Genomic DNA, 15,655 nt, shown 5'->3' with positions numbered 1-15,655 from the left:
TCTGGGGTACCCTCAAGTGTGAAAAGTATTCTTTACATAAGTATGATACGTTTGAAGAGCTTTCGAAGGCGAATGATGAATACATTCAATTCTATAACCATGATCGATACCAAAAACGACTAAGCGGCTTTAGCTCCATGGAATATAGAGCTAAAGCGCTTAAATCTTTTTTATTATTTCCACTGTCTACTTGGTAGGGGGCAGTTCATTTTCCTTTGATAATTAACGTATTGTCAATTGATAAAGTATCCTTATTTACTATGACCAATATGTAATTAATGCTTGCGTTCCACTAAGCTCATGTCCATCAGCAGCAAGCTCTTCATACAGCTTGGCTGCCAGTGAAAGACCTGGTAATGAAAGGTTCATACTGTCAGCTTCGCCCAACGCGATTTTTAAATCCTTAACAAAATGGCGAATATAAAAACCTGGTTCATAATTCTCTGCTAACATTTTCGGTCCTAAATTAGCTAAAGACCAGCTTCCAGCGGCACCTTGCGAGATACTCTTTAGAACTAATTCCGGATCTAAACCTGCTTTTTTTGCATAAACTAATGCTTCACATACTCCAATCATATTTGACGCGATGGCAATTTGATTACTCATTTTAACATGCTGTCCAGCCCCTGCTTTGCCGTGATAAACAATATTTGATCCAAATAACTGTAAGATAGGCAATATCGTTCCGTATATCTCTTGCTCTCCTCCAACCATAATAGACAATGTTCCGTTTTTCGCTCCAATATCTCCTCCTGAAACAGGTCCATCAAGCACTACTATTTCCTTTTGAGCAGCTTGTCGAGCTAATTCTTCCGCAAGCGACGGAGTTGATGTTGTAAGGTCAACAAAGATGACTCCAGCCTTACCGTGGGCAAGCATCCCTTGGTCTCCAAGATAAATTTCTTCGACATCACTCGGATTTCCTACCATGGTAAAGATGAGGTCACAGTGCCCTGCGATTCCAGCCGGTGAATCAATCCATGTTGCACCTGCATCCACAAGTTCATTTGCTTTCTCTTTTGAACGATTGTATACGTATACTTCGTGCCCAGCTTGTAAAAGATGTAAAACAATACTCTTTCCCATTACACCTGTTCCAACAAAACCTATTTTCCATTTTTCCATATTCTCCACTCCCCTTTGATCTTTGGATTACTGTCATTTTCCACTTAAATGGTTAAAAGCGCAACTACTTTTATATGCTGTTAGGGCTTCAAGCATTATTAATGAGTTATTTTATGATAGGATAAAATATGAAAAAATGAAGGGAGCACATTCAATGAAGAAGGAATTCTATACTTTTAAAAAAGAACAGCCAAAAAAAACGATTATTCGAAACTATACATTAGCTGATGCAGACCCTCTTATTCAAATACAACGTGAGGCTTTCCCGCCTCCCTTTCCAGAGGAGCTTTTATGGAATCATGATCAATTAGAAGCACATACTACTCTCTTTCCTGAAGGTGCACTTTGTGTTGAGGTTGAAGGCGAAATTGCCGGTTCTATGACAGCACTTCGTGTTAATCTTCAACCAGGGGAAAAACATACCTGGAATGAAATAACAGATCAAGGATATATACGAAATCACCAACCGAATGGGTCATCCATCTACGTTGTCGATATATGCGTAAGTCCGCGTTTTAGAGGTTTAGGACTTGGAAAAGAATTAATGCTTGCGATGTATGAAACGGTTGTTTATTTAGGTGCCGACAGGCTTGTAGGTGGAAGCCGAATTCCTGGCTACCAAAAAGTAAAAGAAAAAATGTCTCCGGAAGAATATGTGTCGGCGGTCAAAAATGGAACCTTGCAAGATCCTGTTGTAACGTTTTTAATGAAGTGCGGGCGTGTCCCCGTTGAGTTACTCCCTGGCTATTTAGATGATGAGGAATCCAATAACAATGCTGTACTGATGGAATGGAAAAATCCCTTTAAAGGATAAATCGTTTCTATTTGAAATTAATCTCTGGTTAACTTGCCTGTTGATGTCCGGTTCAGATGCTCGCTTTCCGCGGGCGCTATGCGCCTGTTGGGTCTCACTTTGACTCGCTTTTCTAAGCAGGAGTCTCACTTATCCGCACCAATCAACATCGTGCCAAAGTCAACAATGGTCTTTAACATTGCATAAAATTAAAAAACGGCATAAAAAAACCGGATAATGGGGGTTATCCGGTTCAAAAAGGGAGATCAGAATGAAAAAGTATGCTTGTACTAGTATCATTATTCCCTTTTCACAAAGATTTATTCAATCTTTGTATATCATTATTGTTACAATTTAATTGCTTTTTTTACAGCTGTCATCACTTCATCATTCGTTGTTAACTGAAGCACTTCATCAGCCAGTTTTTTCATATCCTCTTTTGAAAGCTGACGAATTTGTGTACGCGCCGGCAAAATTGACGTTGCGCTCATTGAGAACTCATCTAATCCTAATCCAAGAAGAATCGGAATGGCAATCTCATCTCCAGCCATTTCTCCACACATGCCTGCCCATTTTCCTTCTTTATGAGCTGCATCAATAACCATTTTCACCAGACGTAAAATCGCTGGATTATATGGCTGATACAGGTAAGAAATACGTTCGTTCATGCGGTCTGCTGCCATTGTATATTGAATTAAATCATTTGTACCAATACTGAAGAAGTCAACTTCTTTCGCAAATTGGTCAGCTAAAACAGCTGTGGAAGGGATTTCCACCATGATTCCAACTTCTATCTCAGAAGAAACGTTTACACCTTTTTCAACAAGAAGTTCTTTTTCCTCTAAAAGAATCGCTTTTGCTTGGCGGAATTCATCCAAATTTGAAATCATTGGGAACATAATTTTCAAATTGCCGTACTCACTTGCACGCAATAGTGCGCGGAGTTGTACTCTAAACATATCCTGTTCTTCTAAGCATAGACGAATTGCTCTAAACCCAAGGAATGGATTCATTTCGTGAGGAAGGTCAAGGTATGGAAGCTCTTTGTCTCCACCAATATCTAATGTACGTACAACAACTGGTTTGCCTTTCATGCCTTCAAGTACAGCTTTATAGGATTCAAACTGTTCGTCCTCAGTTGGAAGTTCTGTTCTTCCCATATAAAGAAATTCCGTACGATAAAGACCAACCGCTTCTCCACCATTATTACGCACGCCTTCAAGGTCTGCAGGCGTTCCAATATTGGCAGCCAATTCTACATGATGACCATCAGCTGAAACAGTCGGCTCATTAACAAGCTTTGCCCATTCAGCTTTTTGCTCTTCAAATTGTGCCGCTTTCTTTTCATACTGCTTTACAACTTCTTCTGTTGGATTTACATGAACTTCACCGTTTAATCCATCTACAATGACAAGATCGCCATTTTCAATTTCAACAGTCGCTTCTTTTGTACCTACGACAGCTGGAATCTCCATAGAACGGGCCATGATAGCTGAGTGAGATGTTCTTCCCCCAATATTTGTTGTGAATCCTTTTACGAACTGACGATTAAGCTGTGCTGTATCAGATGGTGTTAAGTCCTCCGCGATTACGATCACTTCTTCAGAAATCATGCTTGGGTTTAACACCTTCACACCTAATAGATGAGAAAGCACACGCTTTTTTACATCTCGAATGTCAGCAGCACGTTCTCTCATGTATTCATTATCCATTTGCTCGAACATCACAATAAACATATCAGCAGTTTCTTTGAGTGACGCTTCCGCATTAACTGCCTCTTGTGTGATTTTGTCTTCAATTGGACCAAGAAGTTCTGGATCACTTAAAACAAGAAGATGTGCTTCAAAAATCGCAGCTTTGTCTTCTCCTAGTTCTACCTTCGCACGGTCACGAATGGCTTCAAGTTCAGAAGTTGATAGCGCAACCGCTTCCTTAAAGCGCTTTACTTCACTGACTGTATCGCTTACTTTTTTTGTTTCAAACGACAAATCTGGCTCTACTAGACGATAAGCTTTTGCAATCGCAATACCGCTAGACGCTGCAATACCCTTTAATATAGAAGACATTACTCAGCCAAACCTTCTTTTTTAAGTGTTTCTTCAAGGCTGTTTAGAGCTTCCTGCTCATCGCTTCCTTCAGCATAAATGATGATTTCAGCGTCTTTGCCAACACCAAGAGACATAACACCCATGATGGATTTTAAGTTTACTTTTTTACCTTTGTACTCTAATTGAATATCAGAGTCAAACTTGCTTGCAGTTTGAACCAAAAGTGTTGCCGGGCGTGCGTGAATTCCCGTTTCTGCTGTTACTGTAAATTGTTTTTGTGCCATGTTAAATCGTCTCCTTTTAACTTGTATTTACAATGTCACCGTAATAAATTAAACGATTTCAATTAACTAGTCAATCAAGTGAATTAAATGGTTATTTATCCAGTGAACTTGTTTTATAATCTCTCAAGAAATAAGAATAGCATGTACTCTCGAGTAGCACAATTAATTTGATAAATAAAAGCGTTTTCATCTCGTTTGTCTTAAATTATTTATTTTTTGTGAATGATTTGACGGGCTAGTTGCTTAACTTCCGGTTTAAGAATGACAACTTTATCATTTGAAATCTCCTGTAGACCATGTCTGATCATTTCATAAGATCAAAAAATCATCATTGCACATTAAACCCATTCATGAGAATCAAGCGCGAATACTTTCATGCCTGTGTCTTCCTTGTCCTAATATGATCAATTTCCCTTAAAATTCGGTTCTTGTTGCCTCACATGCCAATTACTTCTTTATAATGGTAACCGAACAATCGGTATTGTCACTCTGCAATTTATATCTTGACTCTTTTTTAAAATGTACAAAATCCTGTTTATTTATCAGAAGAAACCCGCTAGCCAAAATTGCCGCTACATTATAATAATAAAAAATATCCGGTAATTATCGTATGATACCTTGAATTCACATGGAATATTCAGATAATATGATCGTAAAAAAGATCAGTCTCTTTCATGTCAGAGACCGACCCATTACTAATTTAGTGCTCATATATCATTTTTCTTGTCATTCCACCGTCTATTATCAGATTTTCTCCTGTAATGAATGTATTTTTAGGGTCTGTAAGGAAAATACATGCACGAGCGATATCGCTTGGTTTTCCCACACGATGGGAAAGATGCTGAGCGTGGTCAATCTCTCTTAATTCCTCGTATGCTTCCGTCTCAATCCATCCAGGACTTATCGCATTAACGGTAATCCCATTTTCCGATAAAGTAACGGCCAACGAGTGAGTTAAAGCGATAATGCCTCCCTTTGTGGCGGAATAGGCTTCCGTATCGGGTTCTGACATGAACGCTCTCGTGGAACTCATATTAACGATTGAACCACTCTTCATGTACTTTGCAGCCTCCCTGGAACAAAAGAATATGCTGCTTAAGTTGCTGGATAAAACATCATCCCACTCATCCTCTGTTACATCCCATATTGATGTGAATTTAGACTTACCAGCGTTATTAATAAGGACATCAATTCTGCCAGACTCGTTATAAATTTCTTTCATCACATTTTCGACTTCGGCTAAGTGACCTACATTACATGTTTTAAATATTACATTATAACCTTTCTCATTTAAAGCCGCTGCTTCTTCTTTTCCTTTAGCTGTATCGACATCAAGCATATAGACCATTTCTTTTTGATCAGCAAAAGCCTTAGCGATTTCCAGACCGATTCCTTTTGCTGCACCTGATACGACAATGGTTCTCTTATGATCCATCATTAATTTCCTCCTTAGCTTCTCGGTTCATTCATATAGTGATAAATAATATCACCATTTCTTTGAGCGATTCCTCTGAAATGCTTAAAATCGTCTCTTGCGAGGATCAGCTCCCTACACACAGGAAAATCCTCTTTACTAATAAATAATTGTTCAATCTTTTTCTCTTTTAGTTCATTTAGCATTTCGATCATTTCTTCTTTATTCATTTAATGAATTTCTCCTTGTTAGATCTGTCATGAATAGGCTTTCATAAAAATAATATTATTTTGAATAAATATCTTTCTTTTTGTATTGTTTTCATGCACACTATACCTAATTACCCGAAAATGGACAACAAATTCCATTACCATCAAACTCTTTGTTCAATAAAGTGTTTGAAGGGCTTTTAGTAATCTTCATTTTACATTGTGGAAAGGACGATCACATATGAAAGTAGCAGAAGTGGGAAATGTAATCGAATTTCGAAACGGATTAAGAGGCATCGTTGAAAAAGTAAATGAGAATTCAGTTATTGTTGATTTAACGATTATGGACAACTATCTAGAGCTTGAGCTTGAGGACAAAACAGTCGTTAATCATAAAAAATATAAAATTATTGCAGAATCAGCTAGCTAAAACTCTTCTCCCCATTGCGCAAAGAAGAATCTATATAAGCGCATTGGTGGGATTTTTCTTTATTGCACGAATTGATTCACGATTTTAAAAATACTTTATCCCCTATTCCCATTGATCTTTTTTTGGTAAAATGGACTTTATGTTTAATTATTGTTTTTACAGAAAAGATCTCATTTACTTGTTCAATGATCAATCAAATTATTCAATAAATGAGAATGCCAGGGGATAAAGGAGTTGTAAGAGCGATGAAACAACAAATAATTGGACTAGGGTTAAGCCTGTTTGTTGTCCATGTCCTAATGTACATTACTTTTATGGACCGTTCTATTTTTTGGTACCTTTATTCGGGTACAGCACTTGTTATGATTGCATTAAGCATCATACAAACGAAGCTAGACCATGAACTCTCTGTTGGTCAATACTTGTTGTATGGCATTTCTTCAGGGATACTAATGTACGGAATATTTCTTATAGGCTATCAGCTTATGACCTTTATACCAGGAAATGCAGATAACACAATATCGGATCTGTATCAGCGAATTGAACCTGATCATTTATGGAAATATATTGTACTTTTCCTGATTATTATACCGGGCGAAGAAATATTTTGGCGTGGCTTTGTTCAAAAGTGCCTTCATCGGCATTTATCTACCTCAATGGCCATTATCCTTACCGCAGTTCTTGCAGGATCTGTATTTATTTTCTCGGGGGAGTGGGTATGGATAATGGCTGCAATGGTGGGCGGCCTATTTTGGGGAATGTTATACGCTTGGAAGAGAAGCATTCCTTTAGTCATCGTATCACATCTTACATTTGATTTATTATTTTTTTATGTCATACCGTTTCTTTAATGGATCATTCCTGATTATTTCCATCTAAGAAGAATTATATTAAGGAACATTTTTTAAAAATATAGTGTCAACATATATGGTATAAAGAATATTGTATTAACAGAGTCAATTGCATAAGAATTTTTAAAGCACAGAGGGCAAGCTCCTTTGTGCTTTTTTAATGCAATGTTGTCAAATAGAAGGCCTATTATTCAAGATACTTTTAAACCATTTCCCCCGCAGCACAACTCCACCCACTCTACTTAATCATCATTTGCTATCTCCCCCTTAATTAAGATTCAAGCAAAATAGTTGAAAGTCAAATTAGGTCAAACTATACTATTCATATAAGGTCAAAGATTGTCAAACAAGCAGAAAAATAGACACCTGACTTTACGTTCGATACAATAACAAAACATTCTAATAATTCATCATTAAGGGGGAGTCACAATGGTTTGTGAAAAATGTCAAACAAATCAAGCGAATGTTCAGCTACGTCTTCAAATCAATAGTCAACAGCAGGATTTCAATTTGTGCTCCAGTTGTTATAAAGAAGAAAAAGCAAAACTACGTTCAGCTATGAACGGCCAAAATAGTTCACCATCAAATCAATCACCAATCGATGACTTTTTGTCTTCCTTTAATCAAGGATATCCGTCAGCAAAATCAGCACCATTAAAAAAACAAGAAGGTCTTTTGGAGCAATATGGCCGTAACATTTCTCATCTAGCAAAAGCAGGAGTCATTGACCCCGTAATTGGTCGAGATAAAGAAATTGATCGTATGATAGAAGTATTAAATCGTCGTAATAAGAATAATCCTGTATTGATTGGAGAACCAGGTGTCGGTAAGACAGCCGTTGCTGAAGGACTCGCATTAAGAATATCAGAAGGCAAGGTTCCTGCTAAGCTCAAAACAAAAGAAGTCATCCTATTAGACGTTACTTCACTTGTTTCAAACACTGGCGTTCGCGGCCAATTTGAAGAAAGAATGCAGCAGCTCGTAAATGAGCTTCAATCACGTAAGAATATCATTCTCTTTATTGACGAGATCCATCAGCTTGTCGGCGCAGGATCTGCAGAAGGTTCGATGGACGCAGGAAATATATTAAAGCCTGCTCTAGCACGCGGTGAGCTTCAGCTCGTAGGGGCGACAACCCTTAAAGAATATCGAAAGATCGAAAAGGATGCTGCTCTTGAACGACGGTTCCAGCCAATTCAAATAAATGAGCCTTCTTTAGAAGAAGCATTGTCCATCTTGCAAGGTCTTGCTTCTCGTTATGAGGAGTTTCATCAAGTAAAATATGATGAGGAGGCTCTACAAGCAGCCGTATCTCTATCACATCGCTATATTCAGGACCGATTTTTGCCGGATAAAGCGATTGATCTGATTGATGAATCTGGCTCTAAGCTAAATCTTACAATTGATGCTGCAGACGTTGAATCGATCAATAAAAGACTTAAACAGATTTACAAAGAAAAAGAAGAAGCTTTAGCAGAAGAAAACTATGAAGCTGCAGCTCTACTTCGTGACGAAGAGGAAAAGCTTGAAAAAACACTACAAGAAGATCGGAAGACAGAACGTCCTATCGTCACTAAAAATGTTATTCAACAGTTAATTGAACAAAAAACAGGAATTCCTGTTGGCAAGCTTGAAGAAGATGAGCAAATTAAAATGAAGCAGCTTGAAAATAATCTTAATAAGAAGGTTATTGGTCAGAAAGAAGCTGTGCGTAAAGTGGCAAAAGCTGTGCGAAGAAGCCGTGCTGGTCTGAAATCTAAAAATCGTCCTACCGGTTCCTTTTTATTCGTTGGTCCAACAGGTGTCGGTAAAACCGAACTGTCAAAAACTCTAGCGGAAGAATTGTTTGGCTCTAAAGATCAAATGATTCGACTGGATATGAGTGAATATATGGAAAAACATAGTGTCGCCAAGCTAATCGGTTCTCCTCCAGGGTATGTTGGTCATGATGAAGCAGGTCAATTGACAGAAAAGGTTAGACGATCTCCATACAGCATCATATTGCTTGATGAGATTGAAAAAGCACACCCTGATGTTATGCATATGTTCCTTCAAATATTAGAGGACGGCCGTTTAACTGACAGTCAGGGAAGAACGGTTAATTTCAAGGACACGGTTATTATTATGACAAGTAATGCTGGTGTCGGAATGAAAAAACAAGCAGTCGGATTCGGAACAAGCGAAGCGATTAATGAAGCGGGTTTACTTGACTCACTTGGGCAGTTTTTCAAACCGGAATTTTTAAACCGTTTCGACAGCATCATTGAATTCTCATCCTTAGAAAAGCCACACCTTCTTGAGATCATCGATATTATGCTAAAAGACCTACAGGAAATCATTTCTGAGCAGGATCTGACACTCACAGTATCTGATGAAGTAAAAGAAAAACTTGCGGAGCTTGGATACCACCCATCATTTGGCGCCCGCCCATTGCGCCGTGCTATCCAAGAGCATCTTGAAGATGGTATTACTGACTTTATGTATGAAGAGCCTGACCACAAATCAATAAAAGCTGTGCTGGTTGAAGGAAACATTCAAATTCAACAGGCATAATAAAAAAGGGATGCTTTGACTGCATCCCTTTTTTATAATTACAAGGATTTATCATCGACTGAATTTAACCAATCCTCGATTGAATCAATGACGGACTCTACACAGCCCTCTTCAAATGGAGAGATTAAATTTGCCTCTTTAACAAGTGCAGTAAATGATTTTGAGCCGCCCAGCTGGCATAAATGAAGATAATCCTTCCAGGCATCCTCATGATTTTCTCTTGAACGCTTCCAAAATTGAAATGCACAAATCTGAGCTAGCGTATAATCAATATAATAAAATGGGGAGTTGTAAATATGAGCTTGTCTTTGCCAAAAGCCCCCCGCCTCTAAATACACATGACCACCATAATCACGGTCCGGTAAATAAATTTGTTCAATTTTCTTCCAGGCTTCCTTTCTTTCAGCTGGCGTCATTTCAGGATTTTCATATACAACATGCTGAAATTCATCAACTGCTACTCCATAAGGTAAAAAGAGAAGCCCATCACTTAAATGAGAAAATTTATATTTTTCCGTTTGTTCCTCAAAAAACAAGCTCATCCATGGCCATGTGAAAAATTCCATACTCATGGAATGAATCTCGGCTGACTCATATGTTGGCCACAAATACTCAGGGATTCCAATATTTCGGCTTGAATAAACCTGGAAGGCATGTCCTGCCTCGTGAGTTAATACATCAATGTCTCCACTCGTTCCATTAAAGTTAGAGAAGATAAATGGTGATTGATATTCTTCGATAAAGGTACAATATCCACCTGATTCTTTTCCTTTTTTTGCCTCTAAATCCATCAGCTTTCGCTCTGTCATAAAGGTAAAAAACTCATCTGTTTCAGGTGAAAGCTCTTTATACATTTGTTTGCCGTTGTTGATGATCCAATCTGGAGTGCCTTTAGGAACTGCATTCCCTGTAAGAAATTTCAACGGCTCGTCGTAGTAGTTAAATGGCTGTACACCAATACGTTCAGCCTGACGCTTACGTAGCTTTGACGTAAGCGGGACAATGTAATCACGCACTTGGTCTCTAAATGCTTTTACCATCTCTGCGTTATAATCAATACGGAGCATTCGAACATAACCAAGCTCAACAAAGTTTTTATAACCAAGCGTAGTCGCAATCTCATCTCTTACTTTTACAAGCTGGTCATAAAGATCATCAAACTTCTTTTCATGCTGCTGGAAAAAATCAAATTTCGTGGTCATCGCTTTTTTTCGAGTTTCCCTATCCGTTGATTCTGTGTATGTATCCAACTGAGCAAGGGTTAGCGTTTCACCATTGAACTCTACTTCTGCAGAAGCTACTAGCTTTGAATACTCAGAGGATAGCTTATTCTCCTTTTGTAATAAAGAGATGACCTCAGGTGAAAATGACTTTATTTCAGATTCAGCAATTCCAAAAAGCTGACTTCCCCACTTTTCTTCCAATTCCTTACGCCATTTTGAAGCGATTAATTCTTTATAAAATTCAGTATCTAATTCCTTAAGCTGAGGTTCTATTTCATCAAAATAATCGCGTTCCTTTTGATAAAAATCATCATTTGTATCGATGGATGCACGAATGTACACAAGGTTTGACTGAGTTGAAAGGGCATTTCTAAAACGATTGATTTCTTCAATTGCCTTTATCTGCTCATCTGCAGTGGCTGCATTTTTAAATTTATTCAACAGATTTTCAAATCGAATCTTTTCTTCTTCAAAAACTGGACGTTTATACGTATACTGATCAAATGTTTTCATTCTATTCCTCCTTCGACATATAGCCTTTCTCTATGCATTTTTAAAACTCCTTCTTTTTTGAAAAAAAACTGCTGCGTATTCGCAGCAGTTGATTAATAGGATAAATCTTTTATTGATAGTCCTAGCTTTTTTAAGAGCTCAATAGTTTGTTCTTGCTCCTCTGATGTCAAAACAGTCATTAGCTCATGAATTTTTTCTTCATGAATCGGGAATATATTTGACATAAACGTATCGCCTGCTTCTGTTGTTTCAGCATACGTTACACGGCGATCATTTGGTGACGCCACACGTCTAATATATCCTTTTTTCTCAAGCTTATCGACTACATACGTGATACTTCCGCTGGCAAGCAAGATTTTTCCTCCAATTTTTTGTAATGGCTGCTTTCCTTTATGATAAAGGAGCTCCAATACAGCAAATTCAGTCGGATTTAATCCCTGCTCTTGAATAAAGCGATTACTCATTTCATTCATTGCTTTATAAGCACGGGATAAAACAATAAATAATTTTAATGATTGCTTTGAATCGGTTGATTCTGTCATAATTGTCAGTCCTTTTTAATGTATCAATATGAGGATAAGTATAGCCATCACTTCTTAGAACTGTCAATTATCCGATTTAAGACTTGATTGAGTGACCTGCCAATTATTATTGACTGTGGCTTTTATTTTTTTATGATGTTCCAAGTGATCAGCAAGAAGTTCTGCCATATCGGTAAGAATTTCTTTTATAATAGGCTTTCCTTTAAACATGGAATAATCGCCTCCGCCACCCGCACGATAATTATTCATCACTACATGATAACGTCCTGAAGCATTCTGTTTTTCATCTTCAATCATTAACTCTACAATCCGCTCTCCTATAGGTTTTGATACATTAATTGTATAAGTTATCCCTTCCCACATATCATAGTTATAATGCTGTGGCTTTGGTGTTGTAAAGGCTGGGTTAACAATAATCTCATTTTTTTCTATCATAAAATAAGAAGCAGATTTCTCAAGCGCTTCCTTAATATCCTCGTATGATAATTCAAGAACAGTTAAAGTATTTGGATAAATATAGTTTGAAACAATATCTCTCATCGTTACGTTAGATGGAAACCCAAGTGATTCATTATTAAATAAAGAAGTGTTGGAGATCGATACACCCGCTGCCTCCATTTGCACTTGATTGATCCATTCAATCATGGGATGCTCTTTTAACCTAACTCCCATTGGATCTTTAATGGTCATGTCGCCTTCAATCAATCCGAGTGGTTGATCAAGCCATTTTTGTGTTTCAAGCTCATGGTAATGAACGATCTTTAATACTTCTGGATCAGGTTGTTCATCCTGAAGACTAACCACTTCACCATCAATCGTTTCAATGCTCCAGGAAGTTCCATTTCGTTTTAATGTAACATCAATTTTACCAATTGACTGAGCACTATAACCTGGCTGCATAACGAAGGTTCGGTTTATTCTAGTTGTTAGCTCACGGTGTTGGTGACCTGTTAGTAACAAATCAATCCCATCAATTTCCTGGCATATTTGATATCCTTGGTTTTCGCCAGTTAGTTCTTCAGTTTGTTCTCCTGTTTCTGGATCCCTTTCTAATCCTCCGTGATAGCTGACAATCACAAAGTCCGGTTTTTCCGTTTCATGAATAAAATTCACCCAATTTTTCATTGCTACTAGAGCGTCTTCAAAAGATAATTCTTTAATATAAGAGGGATTTTCCCAATTTGGTATGTAATGCGTCGTAATGCCAAGAATAACGACTTTAACGTTTCCATCTAATATTTTCACACAGTAGGGAAAACCAAAGTAAGATTCCTTTGTTACCTTATGTACAATATTTGCAGACAGCCATGGAAAATTGGACTGACTAATCGCCTTACTTAAAACACTCATTCCATAATTGAATTCATGATTGCCAATTGTTGCGCTATCATAGTTCATATAATTCATTACTGAAATTGTAGGGTTTGGTAAATGTTGACGAAATTTAACATAGTGATACATTAAAGGGGTTCCTTGAATCATATCACCATTATCAATTAACAAAACAGGTTGTGCTTCTTCCCTTACCCTTTTAATAAAGGAAGATGCCCTAGCAAGCCCTGAGGGAACAGGTAATTTTGTTGCGTAGCTGGTAGGCGTGACATGTCCATGGACATCACTAGTCTCTAGAACAGTGAATGTTACTCGATCAAGCACCATATGTTAATACCTCTTTTCATTTATTGTTCTTTTTACGTTAAGGAAAGCCAAAGGAAGTTTCCTTTGGCTTAACTCCAAGTATTGTTACACAATTCTTCTACGAATCGCTGAGGATAAAAAATCAATAAGCGTAACAATGATAATGATGACAATAATAATCTTCCCTATTTCGTTCCAGTTACGATTGCTGGAAGCAAAGAAAATCAGCGTCTCTATTCCCGCTGGCTCATCACTAATATATATATATAGGCTTTTGTCTGATTACTCGCGCAATAGTCACGTGCTGATGCTGTCCTCCACTCAGTTCGTTCGCATGATTGTAGAGCTTCTCTTCAATGTTTACACGTTTTTTGTTTTTAAAAGCCAACGCACGGCCCTCTATTTTAAACATGTTTAAGACGTCTTGCCATTGACCAATATACAGCATTTTACGACAAACTTCTATAAAACTTAGAACATTTTAATAATTCCTTTATCCTTAAAACGGGCATCAAATTTGACACCCGAGGTATTTGCGTAAAAGCCGTCTTATTTTTTTGTTTTTTATATAATCTTACAATCCGATAACATTCTAAAAAAGCCTGGAAACTTGATTTAGCTATAAAACAAGTTTCGTGACGTTTAGGTATTACTTTTGTATGATAAAATGAGTGAAAAATAATTCAATTTGCAAAAAGAAAGTTGGATACCCATGGATAATGTTTTAGTCGGCACAACGCTCTCCGCAATGGCCACAGGCCTAGGAGCACTGATTGTTTTATTTTTGCAAGGAAATATCACACATAGATGGAGAGATATGCTGCTAGCCTTTACAGCTGGGATCATGATGGCGGCATCCATGCTAAGCTTGATTCCAGAATCGATCGCAGCGGGAGGCTTGGTTCCTGTAGCAGTGGGATTATTGCTTGGGGTTATTGTTCTTACAGCGATGGAAAAGATGATTCCTCATATCGATCTGGATCATGGTAAAAGTAATATGGAGATCGATCCAAAAGCAATGCTGATCGTTGCAGCCATTACACTTCATAACATTCCTGAGGGCTTATCTGTTGGAGTAAGCTACGCACTCGGCGATGCGGATACAGGAAACCTCATTGCATTTGCAATCGGATTACAAAATGCTCCTGAAGGATTTTTAGTGGCATTATTCCTAATGAATCAAAAAATGCATAAGTTTAAAGCGTTTCTTATCGCAACAGCAACTGGTGCAATCGAAATTGTATCAGGACTAATGGGCTATTATTTAACGACATACGTTGAGTTTCTTATATCATACGGATTAGCTTTTGCTGCCGGTGCCATGCTGTTTATTATCTACAAAGAATTGATACCAGAAAGTCATGGAGACGGTCATGAACGACCTTCAACGTATTCCTTTATTATCGGAATACTCTTTATGGTTATTTTAATTGAATCATTTTAAAAAGGAGTCTTTCCGCATACCGGAAAGACTCCTTTTTGATCCTATCATTAGTTTGTTTCAACTGCGTCTTGGTCGTAAATAGGAACCCATCCTTCTGTTGTTACGAAGATACGTACAGCTACTACTTGACGATCTTCAGAAAGAGTGAAATAGTGGCGAGTATTTACAGGCACAGAAATCAAATCTCCAGGATTTAAATGAACTTCGAAGAATTCACCTTCATTAGACTGAATAACAAATACCCCATGTCCACTAATAATAAAACGCACTTCATCATCTGTATGATGATGCTCTTGCTGGAAGTTTTGCAATAGCTGATCCAAATTTGGGGTTGAACTGGACAATGAAATAACATCGGCCGCTTGATAATTTCTGCGTGCGGAAATATCTTTAATTTCAGCAGAAAAAGCATCTAAAATCGCTTGCTTATCTTCATCGGATAAATCAAATTTCTCTATAAGTGAAGAAGGCAGCTTTTCAATATTCCATCCTTCATAGATAACACCTTGCTGATCTAAATAAGAGATTACTTCCTCTTGGTTATCAATTACACGGTCTGTTCCTTGAATTTTAATTGTTGTCATGTCT

Annotated in this window: 16 protein-coding genes; 6 read left to right on the top strand and 10 right to left on the bottom strand. The window is 37.6% G+C overall.

Annotated features, from left to right (window positions below; all coding sequences use genetic code 11):
* Positions 1–197: IS3 family transposase (locus KP78_RS19175; RefSeq protein ID WP_157841490.1), on the top strand; the 197-nt coding region annotated here is incomplete at its 5' end.
* Positions 198–258: 61 nt separating this feature from the next.
* Here the strand turns inward: KP78_RS19175 and KP78_RS10425 are convergent.
* Positions 259–1,125 carry an NAD(P)-dependent oxidoreductase gene (locus KP78_RS10425; RefSeq protein WP_041088682.1) on the bottom strand — a complete coding sequence of 289 codons (867 nt, stop codon included), beginning with the start codon at positions 1,123–1,125 and terminating at the stop codon, positions 259–261.
* A gap of 154 nt (positions 1,126–1,279) precedes the next feature.
* On the opposite strand from KP78_RS10425, the gene KP78_RS10420 reads away from it, so the two are divergent.
* Positions 1,280–1,939 carry a GNAT family N-acetyltransferase gene (locus KP78_RS10420; RefSeq protein ID WP_106388555.1) on the top strand — a complete coding sequence of 220 codons (660 nt, stop codon included), beginning with the start codon at positions 1,280–1,282 and terminating at the stop codon, positions 1,937–1,939.
* A gap of 326 nt (positions 1,940–2,265) precedes the next feature.
* Here the strand turns inward: KP78_RS10420 and ptsP are convergent, their stop codons facing one another.
* From ptsP to KP78_RS10400, 4 genes are all read right to left on the bottom strand, one after another.
* Entirely contained in the window at positions 2,266–3,984 is a 1,719-nt protein-coding gene (ptsP, locus tag KP78_RS10415; protein ID WP_041088680.1) for a phosphoenolpyruvate--protein phosphotransferase, read from the bottom strand.
* On the bottom strand, positions 3,984–4,250 hold the full coding sequence (locus KP78_RS10410; protein WP_041088679.1) for a phosphocarrier protein HPr: 267 nt from the start codon (positions 4,248–4,250) through the stop codon (positions 3,984–3,986). The genes ptsP and KP78_RS10410 overlap by 1 nt, the downstream gene beginning before the upstream one ends.
* A gap of 700 nt (positions 4,251–4,950) precedes the next feature.
* The gene (locus tag KP78_RS10405) at positions 4,951–5,688 is read right to left on the bottom strand and encodes an SDR family NAD(P)-dependent oxidoreductase (protein WP_041088678.1); all 738 of its coding nucleotides are present in this window, start codon (positions 5,686–5,688) and stop codon (positions 4,951–4,953) included.
* A gap of 11 nt (positions 5,689–5,699) precedes the next feature.
* Positions 5,700–5,894, bottom strand: a complete 195-nt coding sequence (locus tag KP78_RS10400; RefSeq protein ID WP_041088677.1) for a hypothetical protein — start codon at positions 5,892–5,894, stop codon at positions 5,700–5,702.
* Positions 5,895–6,114: 220 nt separating this feature from the next.
* Between KP78_RS10400 and KP78_RS10395 the strand changes: the two genes are divergently transcribed.
* From KP78_RS10395 to KP78_RS10385, 3 genes are all read left to right on the top strand, one after another.
* Positions 6,115–6,303: a YkvS family protein gene (locus tag KP78_RS10395; RefSeq protein ID WP_041088676.1), complete on the top strand. Its 189-nt coding sequence runs from the start codon at positions 6,115–6,117 to the stop codon at positions 6,301–6,303.
* Positions 6,304–6,548: 245 nt separating this feature from the next.
* Positions 6,549–7,154, top strand: coding sequence for a CPBP family intramembrane glutamic endopeptidase (locus KP78_RS10390; RefSeq protein WP_041088675.1), 606 nt, complete (start codon positions 6,549–6,551; stop codon positions 7,152–7,154).
* 429 nt (positions 7,155–7,583) lie between these two features.
* Positions 7,584–9,707 (top strand): ATP-dependent Clp protease ATP-binding subunit, encoded by a 2,124-nt coding sequence (locus tag KP78_RS10385; RefSeq protein ID WP_041088674.1) that lies wholly within the window; start codon positions 7,584–7,586, stop codon positions 9,705–9,707.
* Positions 9,708–9,745: 38 nt separating this feature from the next.
* On the opposite strand, the gene KP78_RS10380 is transcribed toward KP78_RS10385, so the two are convergent.
* From KP78_RS10380 to KP78_RS20085, 4 genes are all read right to left on the bottom strand, one after another.
* Complete coding sequence (locus KP78_RS10380; RefSeq protein WP_041088672.1) at positions 9,746–11,443, bottom strand: M3 family oligoendopeptidase; 1,698 nt, start codon at positions 11,441–11,443, stop codon at positions 9,746–9,748.
* 92 nt (positions 11,444–11,535) lie between these two features.
* Positions 11,536–11,985: a MarR family winged helix-turn-helix transcriptional regulator gene (locus KP78_RS10375; RefSeq protein WP_041088670.1), complete on the bottom strand. Its 450-nt coding sequence runs from the start codon at positions 11,983–11,985 to the stop codon at positions 11,536–11,538.
* A 63-nt stretch (positions 11,986–12,048) separates the two neighbouring features.
* Complete coding sequence (locus KP78_RS10370; protein WP_041088669.1) at positions 12,049–13,644, bottom strand: bifunctional metallophosphatase/5'-nucleotidase; 1,596 nt, start codon at positions 13,642–13,644, stop codon at positions 12,049–12,051.
* Positions 13,645–13,876: 232 nt separating this feature from the next.
* Positions 13,877–14,035, bottom strand: a complete 159-nt coding sequence (locus KP78_RS20085; protein ID WP_157841489.1) for a hypothetical protein — start codon at positions 14,033–14,035, stop codon at positions 13,877–13,879.
* A gap of 300 nt (positions 14,036–14,335) precedes the next feature.
* Here KP78_RS20085 and KP78_RS10360 point away from each other — a divergent pair, with 300 nt between their 5' ends.
* Positions 14,336–15,067: a ZIP family metal transporter gene (locus tag KP78_RS10360; protein WP_041088666.1), complete on the top strand. Its 732-nt coding sequence runs from the start codon at positions 14,336–14,338 to the stop codon at positions 15,065–15,067.
* 47 nt (positions 15,068–15,114) lie between these two features.
* Here KP78_RS10360 and KP78_RS10355 read toward each other — a convergent pair whose 3' ends face one another.
* On the bottom strand, positions 15,115–15,651 hold the full coding sequence (locus KP78_RS10355) for a cupin domain-containing protein (protein WP_041088664.1): 537 nt from the start codon (positions 15,649–15,651) through the stop codon (positions 15,115–15,117).
* Between the last annotated feature and the right edge of the window lie 4 nt (positions 15,652–15,655).

Origin of the sequence: Jeotgalibacillus soli (genome assembly GCF_000829435.1) — a bacterium.
Taxonomy (GTDB): domain Bacteria; phylum Bacillota; class Bacilli; order Bacillales; family Jeotgalibacillaceae; genus Jeotgalibacillus; species Jeotgalibacillus soli.
This window is presented reverse-complemented; position numbering and strand designations above follow the sequence as displayed.

What these genes read in the sequence shown, in the direction of transcription:
- KP78_RS20085 (WP_157841489.1), bottom strand. Translation starts at nt 14,035, where the DNA reads ATGTTTAAAATAGAGGGCCGTGCGTTGGCTTTTAAAAACAAAAAACGT.
- ptsP (WP_041088680.1), bottom strand. Translation starts at nt 3,984, where the DNA reads ATGTCTTCTATATTAAAGGGTATTGCAGCGTCTAGCGGTATTGCGATT.
- KP78_RS10400 (WP_041088677.1), bottom strand. Translation starts at nt 5,894, where the DNA reads ATGAATAAAGAAGAAATGATCGAAATGCTAAATGAACTAAAAGAGAAA.
- KP78_RS10370 (WP_041088669.1), bottom strand. Translation starts at nt 13,644, where the DNA reads ATGGTGCTTGATCGAGTAACATTCACTGTTCTAGAGACTAGTGATGTC.
- KP78_RS10425 (WP_041088682.1), bottom strand. Translation starts at nt 1,125, where the DNA reads ATGGAAAAATGGAAAATAGGTTTTGTTGGAACAGGTGTAATGGGAAAG.
- KP78_RS10380 (WP_041088672.1), bottom strand. Translation starts at nt 11,443, where the DNA reads ATGAAAACATTTGATCAGTATACGTATAAACGTCCAGTTTTTGAAGAA.
- KP78_RS10405 (WP_041088678.1), bottom strand. Translation starts at nt 5,688, where the DNA reads ATGATGGATCATAAGAGAACCATTGTCGTATCAGGTGCAGCAAAAGGA.
- KP78_RS10375 (WP_041088670.1), bottom strand. Translation starts at nt 11,985, where the DNA reads ATGACAGAATCAACCGATTCAAAGCAATCATTAAAATTATTTATTGTT.
- KP78_RS10395 (WP_041088676.1), top strand. Translation starts at nt 6,115, where the DNA reads ATGAAAGTAGCAGAAGTGGGAAATGTAATCGAATTTCGAAACGGATTA.
- KP78_RS10385 (WP_041088674.1), top strand. Translation starts at nt 7,584, where the DNA reads ATGGTTTGTGAAAAATGTCAAACAAATCAAGCGAATGTTCAGCTACGT.
- KP78_RS10390 (WP_041088675.1), top strand. Translation starts at nt 6,549, where the DNA reads ATGAAACAACAAATAATTGGACTAGGGTTAAGCCTGTTTGTTGTCCAT.
- KP78_RS10420 (WP_106388555.1), top strand. Translation starts at nt 1,280, where the DNA reads ATGAAGAAGGAATTCTATACTTTTAAAAAAGAACAGCCAAAAAAAACG.
- KP78_RS10355 (WP_041088664.1), bottom strand. Translation starts at nt 15,651, where the DNA reads ATGACAACAATTAAAATTCAAGGAACAGACCGTGTAATTGATAACCAA.
- KP78_RS10360 (WP_041088666.1), top strand. Translation starts at nt 14,336, where the DNA reads ATGGATAATGTTTTAGTCGGCACAACGCTCTCCGCAATGGCCACAGGC.
- KP78_RS10410 (WP_041088679.1), bottom strand. Translation starts at nt 4,250, where the DNA reads ATGGCACAAAAACAATTTACAGTAACAGCAGAAACGGGAATTCACGCA.